Here is a 12,616-nt window from a genome sequence, read left to right as displayed (position 1 = left end):
TTCGAAGGTGCCCTCAGCTTCGGCGAACGGCGGCCGGTTTTCGTCGGCGTGGGGACCGGGGCCGGGTGGAATCCGGGCTCAACCCGGAGGTGGAGATGCCAGGTACTACGGCGAAACGATCACCGTGGGTTCATCATCTGCCCAAATCGTGACCTTTTCGGACGAACCTCGAACGGGTGACCGCCGTCTTTACGGGTGTCCACAAGCGATGATCGAGTATGGGGGTAACGGATCGTGAAGAGGCTTCTGGCGGGAGCGGCCGCGCTGGCCACCGCGTTCGTGCTGGCCGCGTGCTCCGGGGGTGGGGCGGCGCCCGAGGGGCCGAACGCCGGCGGCGGGGCCGTCGCCGCGGCCGGGACCGGGGGCGGGGCGCCGACCACGTCGAGCACCACCGCGGCCCCCACCACGACGAGCGCGACCCCGACGCCGTCGACCACCAAGCCGGCGCCGACCAGCACCACGGCCAAGCCGAAGCCGAAGCCCAAGCCCAAGCCGGCGGCTCCGGCCGGCGACCCGGGCGTCCCGTGCGCCGCCGCGGCCGCCGCGTCGGGCACCGCCGCCTGCGTCGACCTCTCCGCGCACAAGGCGTGGATCCTGCAGGGCGGCAAGGTCGTCTACGGGCCGGTGCCGATGCTGCCGGGCCGCAAGGGCTACGCGACACCGACCGGCACCTTCCACGTGCTGTCGAAGGAGAAGGTGCACCTGTCGAAGGAGTTCGACAACGCGCCGATGCCGAACTCGGTGTTCTTCTACCCGGGCGACGCCTTCCACACCGGCAGCCTTTCGGTGTACTCGCACGGCTGCATCCACCTGTCGGCGAGCGCATCCCTGAAGTTCTTCAACACTTTGCACGTCGGTGACGTCGTCCAGGTTGTCCCGTAACCACCGGCGAACCGGCACGGACAGTAGGTCACGAACAGATAAATTCGCTCGGCCGAGTGCAACTGGTTCCCCTGCTCAGGCGATAAGTGATCGCTTGGGAAGGGGGGCCAAATGGCCTTGGGAAAGCTCAGAGCACTACGCCACGCCTTGGTGGCGGCGGTGCTGACAGGGGCGTTGCTGCCCGTCGTGTCCACGGGGGTGGCGACGGCGGCGACGACGCTCCCGCAGGGATTCGTCCTGCGGGACACCAGTACCGGGCTGGGGAACTACCAGCTCACCGATTTCGCGTACCTGCCCGACCAATCCGTGCTCGCCACGGCGAAGAACGGGCGCGTCCAGTGGGTCCCGGTCACCGGGACGCCACGGACGGTCGCGACACTGCCGACCCGTGAGATCAGCGACCTGGGGCTGGTCGGGCTGGCCGTGGCGCCGGACTACGCGACGTCGCACACGATCTACGTGACGCGGTCGGTCAACGTCGGCAGCGGCTTCGTCCTGCGGCTCTCGAAGTTCACGGTGACCGTGGACGCGGCGGGCGCGCCGGCCGGGCTGACCGGCGAGCAGCCGGTGTTCGAGGTGCCGGGCTTCTTCGACGTCCACGGCATCGACACGGTCGTCGCGGCCGCCGACGGGACACTGTGGCTGTCCATCGGCGACAACGGCGACTTCACGCAGGTGGACGCGGGCGCGCTGCGCGCCCAGGACGTCAACCAGCCGTACGGCAAGATCTTCCACCTGACCGCCGACGGCAAGGGCGTGCCGGGGAACCCGTACTACGACGCGGCCAACCCGGCGTCGACCGCGAGCAAGGTCTTCGCGCGCGGTTTCCGCAACCCGTTCCGGTTCACCATCGACGCGAACCTCGGCCTGCCGGTCGCGGGTGACGTCGGCTGGAACAACTGGGAAGAGGTCGACGTCGTCCAGCGCGGCGGCAACCAGGGGTGGCCGTGCTGGGAAGGCACCCACCCGACGCCGGGCTACAGCACGCTCGCGGGCTGCGCTGGCGTGGCGAACCAGGCCCCGATCTTCGAGTACCCGCACGGCAACGGTGCCATGCAGGGCAACAGCGTCAGCGGCGGGATCGTCTACAACGGATCCAGCTACCCGGCGTCGTACCGCGGCTCGTACTTCTTCGCCGACTACGTGACGCACAAGCTGTGGACCCTGCGCTACGACGACCAGGGCAAGCTCACGCAGGCCCCGGAGAACCCGCCGGTCTTCACCGACATCGGCGGCCCGACGAGGCTGGCGTCGGCGCCGAACGGCGACATCGTCTACGCCGACATCCTCACCGGCAACCTGCGGCGGCTGAGCTACTCGGCCGGCAACACCGCGCCGGTGGCGAAGGCCACGACGACGACCGACCCGGACACCCGCACGGTGTCGTTCGACGGCTCCACGTCGGTCGACTTCGACGGCGACCTGCTGAAGTACGACTGGGACTTCGGTGACGGGACCACGGTCACCGACGGCGGCCCGGCGGTGAACCACGCCTACGCGGCGGGCACCGGGTCGTTCACCGCGCAGCTGACGGTCCGGGACCCGCTGGGGGCCACCGGCACGACCACCATCGCGGTCGCGCCCGGCAACCACACCCCGCAGCTCGAGCTGACCACGCCCGGGGACACCGCGACCTTCGCGGTGAACCAGCAGGTCGGCGTCAGCGCCACCGCGACGGACGCCGAGGACGGCACGCTGCCGATCTCGTGGACCACCGCGGTCCGGCACTGCCCGAGCGAGGCGACGTGCCACTCCCACCCCGGCGCCGGCGGCACCGGGACGAGCTTCGCGCAGCCGTTCACCGAGCACCCGGACTCCCGGATGGAGTTCACCGCGACGGTGACCGACAGTGCGGGCGTCACCACGTCGAAGACGTACACGGCGATGCCGCGTCAGCACCGGATCACCCTGCTCAGCACGCAGCCCGCGGCGCTGAGCATCCCGGTCGAGGGCGGCGTCAACTCGGCGCTGGTGACCGAGGGCGCCAGCTTCGACGTCGAGGCCGCGCCGCTGGGCACCGACGGCGTCTCGAAGTTCATCGGCTGGCAGGGCGGTCCGTCGGCGACGACGTGGGTCGTCACGGTCGGCGCGAGCGACCTGACGCTGACGGCGAACTACGACACCCCGATCGACCAGCGCTACAACGCCGACCCGGCGTTGCGGACGATGCTCGGGGCGCCGACCGGCACCGAGGTCACCGACGGCACGGTCCACTACCGGACCTACGCCAACGGGCGCCTGTACTGGAGTGCCGTCGGCGGTACGAAGGTCCTCACCGGTCCGGTGCTGGACAAGTACCTCGCCGTCGGCGGGATCACCAAGCTCGGGCCGCCGACGTCCGACACCGCGACCAATGCGGACGGTGCGCAGTTCAACGACTTCGTCAACAACGGCAACGTGGGGTCGATCTACTACACGGCCGCGACGGGCGCGCACACGATCTACGGTGAGATCCGGAAGAAGTGGGCGGCGCTCGGCTACGGGCAGATCCTGGGTTACCCGACCAACGACGAGGACGGCACGCCGGACGGTGTCGGCCGGTTCAACCACTTCATCAAGGGCACCAACGTGGGGTCGATCTACTTCACGCCCCAGACGGGCGCGCACGGGATCTACGGCGAGATCCGGAAGAAGTGGGCCGCCCTCGGGTGGGAACGCGGCCTGGGTTACCCGACGAACGACGAAGACGGGACTCCCGACGGCGTCGGCCGGTTCAACCACTTCAGCCTCGGCCACTCGATCTACTTCACGAACGCGACCGGTGCGCACGCCGTGAAGGGCGAGATCCGCAAGCGCTGGGCGGCCCTCGGGTGGGAGCGGTCCTACCTGCGGTACCCGACCACGGACGAGTACGTGACGAACGGGGTGTACCGCAGCGACTTCCAGGGCGGCTACATCACGTTCACGCCGGCGACGGGAGCGGTCGACCGCCCCTGGTGAAGCTGAACTGATCAGCGCCCACCTGGCCCCGGAAAGCTCCGGGGCCAGGTGGGCGCTTTCCCGTGCAAGCCCGCTCAGGAACGCAGGCCGGCGGGGGTGGTCCCGGCCGACGTCAGCGGCAGCCCGAGCGCCACCCGCTCGGTCAGCCAAGGACTCGGCCGGTACCGCGGATCCCCGGTGGTCGCGGCCAGGCCGCGCAGGATCCGCAGCACGATGTCGCCCCCGACGAGGTCGCCCCACGCCAGCGGTCCGCGCGGATATCCGAGACCCAGCCGGACCGCCGTGTCGATGTCCTCCGGGGACGCCAGGTTCTGGCCCGCGATGAAGCACGCCGTGTTGACGATCGACGCGAGGAGGCGCTGGGCGATCGGGGCCGGGCCGTCGCGGACCACCGTCACCGGGTGACCCGTGGCCGCCAGCGCGCCCCAGGCCGCGCGGCCCGCCGCCGGGTCGAGACCCGGGTGGACCGACATCGTCAGGCGCCGCTCGTAGCCACCCAGCGGATCCACGCCGGCGACGCGGTCCAGCGGCAGCCCCGCGCGGGTGGCCGCGTCCACTGTGGACTCGCCGTAGAGCGGGACGAGCAGGACCGCGTCCGGGTACGCGTCCGACACCACCTGCACGCCGGCCGTCGACAGCACGCGGCCCAGGTGCTCGTCCGCCACGAACACGGGGCTCGACGGCATCGGCGGCGCCTCCGGCTCCTCGGTGACCTGCTGCTTGCCGTCGGTGTAGGAGTAGAAGCCTTCGCCGTTCTTGCGACCGAACTGCCCGGCGGCGACGCGCGGGCGGGTCAGCCACGACGGCCGCAGCCGCGGTTCGCCGTGGAAGCCGCTCCAGATGCTCTCCAGCACCGCGTGGGACACGTCGAGACCGGTCAGGTCGAGCAGTTCGAACGGCCCGAGCTTCAGGCGGAGTACGTCCCGCGCGACGCGGTCGACGTCGGCGGGCTCGGCCAGCGCCTCGGCGAGGATCTGCAGCGCCTCGGTGTTCAGGCCGCGCCCGGCGTGGTTGACCAGGAAGCCCGGCGCGTCCTTCGCCAGCACCGGCTCGTGGCCCCAGCTCTTGACCAGTTCGAGCGCCTCGCCGGGCAGCCAGTCGTGCGTGCGCGTGCCCGGGACCACCTCGACCAGGCGCATCAGCGGCACCGGGTTGAAGAAGTGCAGGCCGATCAGGCGGCCCGGGTCGGCCAGTTCGGCGGCGATCTCGGTGACCGACAGCGAACTCGTGTTCGTCGCGAAGATCGTCTCCTGTGGACAGACGCGCTCGAGGTCGGCGAACAGGGCCCGCTTCGTTCCGAGGTCCTCCCGCACGGCCTCGACGACGAGGTCGACGCCGTCCGCGGGCGCGTCGGGGGCGTCCACCGCGACCAGCCTGCCCTTGACCGCCTGCGGGTCGTCGAGCTTGCCCTTCGCGGCCAGCTTGCCGACCATCGCGCCGACGTGGTCGATCGCCTCGGCGACGGCCTCGCGCCGGACGTCGGCCAGTTCGACGGTCACCCCCGCGGTCGCCGCCAGCTGGACGATCCCGCGGCCCATCACCCCGGTCCCGATCACCCGGATCCTGCCGACCTTCCCGGCCCACCCCGTCACGTCGTGCCCGCCTTTCGCGCCGATGTTCCTCGGGCGACGGTACCGTCTCGGCCGTGACGGGGAAGCGGCTGACGCGGGCGGAAAGCCGCGAACGCACGAAGGACCGGCTGCTCGCGGCGGCCGCGGAGCTGTTCGCCGGACGCGGTGTCAACGGCACGTCGGTCGAGCAGATCGCCGAGCGTGCCGGGTACACGCGCGGAGCCTTCTACGGAAACTTCGAGGACAAGCACGAGCTGGTCGTGGCTTTGCTGGAGCGTCCGGTGCCGGGGGTGCTGCGGGCCGAACTGGTGCTGCACGCGGTTCGGGACCCGGCGGTCCGGCCGCACTTCGAAGCGCACGAACGGTGCGCTCGCGCGCTCGTCGAGACCCGGTTGCGGGCGGACTTCGCCGCAGGGGGAAGCACGCCACCCGCGAGCCCGGAGTTCCTGGCGCTGGTCGTCCGCGCGCTCGAGGACGGCTTGCTGCTGCACGGCCTGCTGACCCCGGAAGCCGGGCCGGCCGCGCTCGCCGAAGCCGTTGGTCTGCTGCTGCGCCCCTAGAGGCCGACGAACTCCGCCATCCGCTTCGCCGAGTGCGTGAAGAACTCGTCGGCCGGGTCGACGCTGCCGACGTACTGGCCGAAGAGGTCGAAGTTGATCGCCCCGAACAGCTGGGTCCACGCCATGATCAGCCGCGTGACGGTCTCGGGTCCGGCGACGATCCCGAGGACCTTGGTGAGCGTCTCGGCCTGGGCGCGCAGCTGGGGCGGGACGTCGCCGTCGATCGCCCGCAGCTCGGTGTGCGTGAGGACCTTGACCAGGGCGAGCGCGACGCGGCCGGCCGGCGCGACCGTGTCTTGTGGGGCCTGGTAGCCGGGGATCGGCGAACCGTAGATCAGCGCGTACTCGTGCGGGTGCGCGCGGGCCCAGTCGCGCGTCGCGTGCCAGATCGCGAGCCAGCGGTCGCGGAGGGCGCCCTTGCCCGGGTCGGCCTGCTCGGCCGCCTCGCCGATCGCGTTGTAGGCGTCGACGATCAGGTCGGTCAGGAGCCGGTCGCGGCTGGGGAAGTACCGGTACAGCGCGGACGACACCATGCCCAGCTCCCGCGCCACCGCGCGCAGGGACAGCCCGTGCGCGCCGACCTCGGCGAGCTGGCGGCGGGCCTCGTCCTTGATCTCCTGGGTGAGTTCGGCGCGGGCACGTTCGCGCGCGGTCCGGGTCGCGGTCATGGCGATCAGTGTGCCACGACGAGAGCGGCGCACAAAATAGAGATCGGTGCTCTTGACACAGTGCGGTGCTCAGGTGTTCACTGCTCTTAACCGAGAGCACTGCTCTCCCGAAGCTTCGGAGGACACCATGACCGGGACCCGCTACATCAAGCCGAAGAAGTCGACCAACGCCTTCAACGAAACCGTTGCGAAGCTGACCCGGATGGGCTTCAGCGTCTGGGGCAGCCGGGTGCTGACGGTCGTCGGCCGCAAGAGCGGCGAGCCGCGGTCGGTGCCGGTCAACCTGCTGACCGTCGACGGCGTGCGCTACCTCGTCGCCCCGCGCGGCGAGACGCAGTGGGTGCGCAACCTGCGGGCCGCCGGCCAGGGCACGCTGCGCGTCGGGCGCCGCGTCGAGGAGTTCACCTTCCGCGAGCTGGGCGACGACGAAAAGCCGGGCATCCTGCGCGCCTACCTCAAGCGCTGGAAGTTCGAGGTCGGCGTGTTCTTCGACGGCGTCGACGCGAAGGCGTCGGACGAGAAGCTGCGGGAGATCGCGCCCGGCTACCCGATCTTCGAGATCTTCACGAAGTAGGTTTGCGCCGCTTGGTCAGGTTCGCCGCCATCAGGACGACGCCGACCAGGAACGCGACGAGCCCGATCAGGAACCACAGCTTCTGCCCGGTCATGAAGCTGCCGGTGATCACCCCGATGCCCTGCAGCACCCAGACGGCGCCGACCAGCACGAGCACGACCCCTACCGCGAAGGTGATCCAGCGCCTCATTCGGCCAGTCTAGGCAGGCCGGTCGCCCGGGACGAGTTCGTGCCGGTAGGCGTAGACGACGGCGTGCACGCGGTCGGGCAGCCCGAGCTTGCTCAGTACGCGCGACACGTGCGTCTTGACCGTCTCCTCGCCGACGTGCAGCTGCCGCGCGATCTCGGCGTTGCTGCAGGCGCCGGCGATCAGCAGCAGGACCTCCCGTTCGCGGGAGGTGAGCCGGGCCAGCTCGGGTGGCTCGATGGCCGCGGGTTCGAGCACCGACGCGAACTTCGCGACCAGCCGCCGCGTCACCGACGGGTCGATCAGCGCGTCGCCGCGCGCCGCGACCCGCATCGCCGCGACCAGCTCCTCCGGCGCCAGGCTCTTCAGCAGGAACCCGCTCGCCCCGGCACGCAGCGCGCGGTAGACGTACTCGTCGGCGTCGTAGGTCGTGAGCACGAGGACGCGGGTGTCGTTGCCCGGCGCGGCGAGGATCGCCTCGGTCGCGGCGAGGCCGTCGAGGCGGGGCATCCGGACGTCGAGGACCGCGACGTCCGGGCGCAGGCGCGCGGTCTCGGCGACGGCTTCGCGACCGTCGGAGGCCTCGCCGACGCAGGTGAAGTCGGGCTGGGTGTCGAGCAGCGCGCGCATCCCGGAGCGGAACATCGCGTGGTCGTCGGCCAGCAGGACGCGGATCATGTGCTCTCCACCGGGAAGGTCGTGCGCAGCTGCCAGTGCTCGCCGGTTTCGCCGTAGGAGACCTGGCCGCCGAACAGGGTGACGCGCTGCCGGATCCCCGCCAGGCCGCGGTGCGCGTGTTCGTTCCGGCTCGTGCGGCCGGGACGCAGGCCGTTCGTCACGGTGAGCACGACTTCGGTGCGGCCGTGGTTCAGCTCCACCTCGACCGGGCCCCGGCCGTGGCGCAGCGCGTTGGTCAGGGCTTCCTGGACGATCCGGTACAGGGCGACGTCGAGCGAGCCGGGGAGCTCGCGGGGTTCGCCGCGCAGGGTCAGCCGGGTCGGCAGGCCGGCGGCGCGGACGGTCTCGACCAGCTCGTCGAGGTTGTCCAGGCCGGGCTGTTCGGCGTTGGTCTCCGCGTGCAGGAGGTCGAGCAGGCGGCGCAGGTCGGCCATCGCCGAGCGGCTGGCGGACTCGACCGCGCCGAGCGACTTCCGCACGGGCGTGTCGCCGTCGGGCAGCCCGAGCCGGGCCGCGCCGGCGTGCACGCCGATGGCGCTGACGTGGTGGGAGATGACGTCGTGCAGGTCGCGCGCGATGGTCGTGCGCTCCTCGGTGACGGCTCGTCGGATGGCTTCTTCTTCGTGCTGGCGGCGTTCGTCGGCTTCGCGCTCGAGATCGGCGATGTAGGCGCGCCGGGCGGTCGTGTACCGGCCGACCAGCCACGGCAGGAGGCCGCTGACGCTGACGCTGATGGCGATCAGCCGCCAGTCGGACGCGGTGCGCCCGCCGCCTTCGATGCACCCGGCGACGACCCCGGCGAGCAGGGCGAGGAGCGCGAGGACGGCCGGTTTCGGGCGCAGCCAGGCGCCCGCCCGGTAGCCGGCGATGAGGATGCCGGCGTTGTTGCCGACGACGTAACCGGTGCAAGTGCAGAGAAGCAGGGGCGAGCCGGCGAAGAGGAGGGCGTGCGCGAGGGCGACCCAGCCGGAGTACCGGGCGGGGCCGGCGAGGGCGGCGTTGACGGCGACCCCGCCGAGCAGGACGACCCAGGCGCGCCAGCCGGTCTCGCCGAGCTGCGCTTGGGCGCGGAGGCCGAAGAGGGCGGCGTCGCAGACGACACAGACGAGCGCGACCAGCAGCGACTGGCGTCGCAGGGACCCGCTGATGTCGTGCACCCCGCAACTGTGCCCTAGTCGGAAGGCGGGATGGGCGGGAACGCCCCGATGCGGCGGGAGGGGGACGCGGCACCGGGGCGTTCCCTGGTAGGAGGGTCAGTGGTTCCCGAGCGCCCCAAGGTGGCCTTGGTTGCGTCCAACGCACCGAAGGCCACCTTGGGTGCGTTGAATCAGCATTGCGGCGCTAAGCGCCTCCGTTGAGGGCGGCGGTGGGGGCATCGGTGGAGCACCGAAGGCCACCTTGGGGCGCTCGGCCTCAGTTCGTCGGGCGGGCCGAGTAGCTGCCGCCGCGGCGCTGGCCGCCGCCCGGGCGCTGGCCCTGCGTCGCCTGGCCCAGCGAGGCCGCCGTCGCCGTGGTGCCGTCCACCTTCGCCACCACCGTCACGTTCGCGTCGCCCTGCTTCACGTCGCCCGTCTTCTGGGTCGAGCCGTCGAGCGTGTACGTCTGCTTGTAGCCGTCCTTGCTCGTCAGCGTCACCGAGGTCGCGCTCAACGCCGTGACGTCGCCCGTCTGGAGGCGCTCGGTCGTGTAGCCGCCGCTGCCGTTCGACACCACGAAGTCGCCGTGGAGCGCCTCGCGCAGCGCCGTCATTCCGCCGCCGAAGCCGCCGCCGAAGTTGCCGCCCGGACCGCCTTGGCCGGGGAACTGGCCGCCGCCCGGGCCGCCGAATCCGCCCGGGCCCTGCTGGGCCGAGTTGTCGGCACTGCTGGTGCCCGCCCAGATCGCCGCGCCGCCGCCGGCCGCGATCACCACCGCGATGCCGGCCGCGATCGCCGTCTTCTTGCCGGACCAGCCCTTCTTCGGCGGGGCGGACGCCGGGTCGCCCCAGTTCGCCGGGGCCGGTTCGCCCCAGGCCGGGGTGCTCGCGGCGGGTGCCGGGCCGCCCTCGGGCGGCGTGTTCGGCGTCGGCTCGGTCGTCATCGTGTCCTCCGGTCGTACCCACACTGGTCCTGGCCAGACTCACCGCCGAGGCTGTGTTTGAGCTGTGCGAGGCGTCAGCACGCGCTGTGGCTCCCTTACCCGGACGAAGGACTCTCACAGGAAACGCACAGCGCGGTCACAGTGAGCACCGATGAGCCGCCGAGAAGATGGCACTATGACCGCTATGAACGCCACGTCACCCGGCCCCGGCAAGGCCGACCTGCGCCGCGCCGACGGGAGCCCGGTGCGGGTCCTCGTCGTCGACGACGAGGCGACGCTGGCCGAGCTCGTGTCGATGGCGCTGCGCATGGAGGGCTGGGAGGTGCGCAGCGCGGGTGACGGCACCGAGGCCGTCCGGATCGCGCGCGACTTCCGCCCGGACGCCGTCGTCCTCGACGTCATGCTCCCCGACTTCAGCGGCCTCGAGGTGCTGCGGCGGATGCGGTCCGAGGCGGCGAACCTGCCGGTGCTGTTCCTGACGGCGAAGGACGCGGTCGAGGACCGCATCGCCGGGCTCACCGCGGGCGGCGACGACTACGTCACCAAGCCCTTCAGCCTCGAAGAGGTCGCGCTGCGCCTGCGCGCGCTGCTGCGCCGGGCGGGCGGGGTGACCGGCGCGAGCGGGTCGACGCTCGTCGTCGGCGACCTCACCCTCGACGAGGACAGCCGCGAGGTGCACCGCGGCGGCGACCTCGTGCCGCTGACCGCGACCGAGTTCGAGCTGCTGCGCTACCTCATGCGCAACCCCAAGCGGGTGCTGTCGAAGGCTCAGATCCTGGACCGCGTGTGGAGCTACGACTTCGGCGGCCAGGCCAACATCGTCGAGCTCTACATCTCCTACCTGCGCAAGAAGATCGACGCCGACCGCGAGCCGATGATCCACACCATGCGGGGCGCCGGGTATGTCCTCAAGCCAGCGGGCTGAGCGGCGGCGGTTCCGGGTGCAGCGGCCGTGGTCGCTGCGGCGGCGGCTGATCGTCCAGCTCGCCGCGCTGCTCGCGCTGGTGTGCCTGGTCGTCGGCGTGGTCACGGAGTTCGCGCTGAGCGAGTTCCTCGTCGGCCAGCAGGACAAGCGGCTGGCCGCGGCGACGGACCGCGCCGCGCACGCGCCGGACCGGTCGACCTGGCCGTACGGCGACGCCCCGCCGCCGGACCCGCTGCGCGCGCTCGGCCAGGGCGACGGCACGCTCGCGGTGGTCCAAAAGGGTCCGCTCGCCCAGGGCAGCGTGCTCGACTCCAGCGTGGGCGCGCCGTCGAAGCACAAGCCGCCGTTCCGCGGCCTCCCGAAAGACCAGGTGCTGGCGCTGCTGGCGGTGTCGTCCGACGGGAGGCAGCACAGCATCGACCTCGGCGGCGGTCTCGGCGAATACCGCGTGGTCTCGACCGTGGCGCCCAGCGGCGAAAAGACGGTCATCGGCCTGCCGCTGAAGGACGTCAACGAAACGCTCTGGCGGCTGGGCTTCATCCTCGGCGGCGTCGCGCTCGCCGGGATCCTGGTGGCCGGCGCGGTCGGCGCGGCGACGATCCGGCGCACGATGAAGCCGCTCGACCGGCTGGCCGCGACGGCGACGCGCGTCTCCGAGCTGCCGCTGGACCGCGGTGAGGTCGCGTTGTCGGAACGGGTCCCGGACGCCGACACCGACCCGAACACCGAGGTCGGCAAGGTCGGCTCGGCGCTGAACCGGATGCTGCAGCACGTCGCGAACGCGCTCACCGCGCGGCACGCGAGCGAGAACCGCGTCCGCCAGTTCGTCGCGGACGCGAGCCACGAGCTGCGGACGCCGCTGGCGGCGATCCGCGGGTACGCCGAGCTGACCCGCCGCGGCGGCGAGCAGGTGCCGCCGGACGTCGCGTTCGCGATGAGCCGCGTCGAATCCGAGTCGCGCCGGATGACGACGCTGGTGGAGGACCTGCTGCTGCTCGCGCGGCTCGACTCCGGGCGGCCGGTGGTGCACGAGTGGGTGGACCTGTGCCGGCTGGTGGCCGACGCGGTCGCGGACGCCCACGTCGCGGGGCCGGGCCACAAGTGGCTGATGGACGTCCCCGGCGAGCCGATCGGCGTCCTCGGCGACGCGGGCCAGCTGCACCAGGTGGTGATCAACGTCCTGGCCAACGCGCGCACGCACACGCCGGCCGGCACGACGGTCACGACCGCACTGTCCACTTCGGACGGCGTGGTCCGGCTCCGCGTGGCCGACGACGGGCCGGGTATCCCGCCGGACGTCCTCCCGGACGTCTTCGAGCGCTTCGCCCGCGGCGACAACTCGCGCTCACGGGCGGCGGGGAGCACCGGGCTCGGGCTGGCGATCGTGGCCGCGGTGGTGGGGGCGCACGGCGGCCGGGTCCGAGTGCAGAGCCGGCCGGGGCGGACGGAGTTCGAGATGACTTTCGCGGAGGCCCCTGGCCCCTAGGCCGCTCACCCGATCGGGCCGGATGCACAGCGCACGCACAGCTTCGGCACAAGTTCACCACATGCG

The 12,616-nt window shown here is 71.9% G+C and carries 12 protein-coding genes; 6 read left to right on the top strand and 6 right to left on the bottom strand.

The features are described from left to right. Nucleotides 1-234: 234 nt before the first annotated feature. Together AB0N03_RS31175 and AB0N03_RS31170 are read left to right on the top strand one after the other, a co-directional pair. The gene (locus AB0N03_RS31175) at nt 235-882 is read left to right on the top strand and encodes a L,D-transpeptidase (protein WP_364378835.1); all 648 of its coding nucleotides are present in this window, start codon (nt 235-237) and stop codon (nt 880-882) included. 111 nt (nt 883-993) lie between these two features. Continuing rightward, on the top strand, nt 994-3,822 hold the full coding sequence (locus AB0N03_RS31170) for a PQQ-dependent sugar dehydrogenase (RefSeq protein ID WP_364378832.1): 2,829 nt from the start codon (nt 994-996) through the stop codon (nt 3,820-3,822). A gap of 74 nt (nt 3,823-3,896) precedes the next feature. Here AB0N03_RS31170 and AB0N03_RS31165 read toward each other — a convergent pair whose 3' ends face one another. Continuing rightward, nucleotides 3,897-5,414, bottom strand: coding sequence for a 3-hydroxyacyl-CoA dehydrogenase (locus AB0N03_RS31165; protein WP_364378829.1), 1,518 nt, complete (start codon nt 5,412-5,414; stop codon nt 3,897-3,899). A gap of 53 nt (nt 5,415-5,467) precedes the next feature. Between AB0N03_RS31165 and AB0N03_RS31160 the strand changes: the two genes are divergently transcribed. Then, complete coding sequence (locus tag AB0N03_RS31160; RefSeq protein WP_364378826.1) at nt 5,468-5,953, top strand: TetR family transcriptional regulator; 486 nt, start codon at nt 5,468-5,470, stop codon at nt 5,951-5,953. On the opposite strand, the gene AB0N03_RS31155 is transcribed toward AB0N03_RS31160, so the two are convergent. Further along, nucleotides 5,950-6,621: a TetR/AcrR family transcriptional regulator gene (locus tag AB0N03_RS31155; RefSeq protein WP_364378823.1), complete on the bottom strand. Its 672-nt coding sequence runs from the start codon at nt 6,619-6,621 to the stop codon at nt 5,950-5,952. The genes AB0N03_RS31160 and AB0N03_RS31155 overlap by 4 nt on opposite strands. 127 nt (nt 6,622-6,748) lie before the next feature. Between AB0N03_RS31155 and AB0N03_RS31150 the strand changes: the two genes are divergently transcribed. After that, nucleotides 6,749-7,195 carry a nitroreductase family deazaflavin-dependent oxidoreductase gene (locus tag AB0N03_RS31150; RefSeq protein WP_364378821.1) on the top strand — a complete coding sequence of 149 codons (447 nt, stop codon included), beginning with the start codon at nt 6,749-6,751 and terminating at the stop codon, nt 7,193-7,195. Here the strand turns inward: AB0N03_RS31150 and AB0N03_RS31145 are convergent. The 4 genes from AB0N03_RS31145 to AB0N03_RS31130 form a co-directional block, all read right to left on the bottom strand. Then, nucleotides 7,185-7,385, bottom strand: coding sequence for a hypothetical protein (locus AB0N03_RS31145; protein WP_155547900.1), 201 nt, complete (start codon nt 7,383-7,385; stop codon nt 7,185-7,187). The genes AB0N03_RS31150 and AB0N03_RS31145 overlap by 11 nt on opposite strands. A gap of 9 nt (nt 7,386-7,394) precedes the next feature. Then, nucleotides 7,395-8,060, bottom strand: a complete 666-nt coding sequence (locus tag AB0N03_RS31140) for a response regulator transcription factor (protein ID WP_364378818.1) — start codon at nt 8,058-8,060, stop codon at nt 7,395-7,397. Further along, complete coding sequence (locus tag AB0N03_RS31135; protein ID WP_364378815.1) at nt 8,057-9,217, bottom strand: histidine kinase; 1,161 nt, start codon at nt 9,215-9,217, stop codon at nt 8,057-8,059. The genes AB0N03_RS31140 and AB0N03_RS31135 overlap by 4 nt, the downstream gene beginning before the upstream one ends. A 256-nt stretch (nt 9,218-9,473) precedes the next feature. Further along, nucleotides 9,474-10,139, bottom strand: coding sequence for a hypothetical protein (locus AB0N03_RS31130; protein WP_364378813.1), 666 nt, complete (start codon nt 10,137-10,139; stop codon nt 9,474-9,476). A gap of 175 nt (nt 10,140-10,314) precedes the next feature. Here AB0N03_RS31130 and AB0N03_RS31125 point away from each other — a divergent pair, with 175 nt between their 5' ends. Both AB0N03_RS31125 and AB0N03_RS31120 read left to right on the top strand, forming a co-directional pair. Next, entirely contained in the window at nt 10,315-11,064 is a 750-nt protein-coding gene (locus AB0N03_RS31125) for a response regulator transcription factor (protein ID WP_364378811.1), read from the top strand. Then, nucleotides 11,042-12,550: a HAMP domain-containing sensor histidine kinase gene (locus tag AB0N03_RS31120; RefSeq protein WP_364378809.1), complete on the top strand. Its 1,509-nt coding sequence runs from the start codon at nt 11,042-11,044 to the stop codon at nt 12,548-12,550. The genes AB0N03_RS31125 and AB0N03_RS31120 overlap by 23 nt, the downstream gene beginning before the upstream one ends. Nucleotides 12,551-12,616 lie beyond the last annotated feature (66 nt).

The organism is Amycolatopsis sp. NPDC051061, from assembly GCF_040682935.1.
Classification (GTDB): Bacteria; Actinomycetota; Actinomycetes; order Mycobacteriales; family Pseudonocardiaceae; genus Amycolatopsis.
The sequence above is the reverse complement of the archived record's forward strand: the minus strand, read 5'-3'. Positions and strand labels throughout refer to the sequence as shown.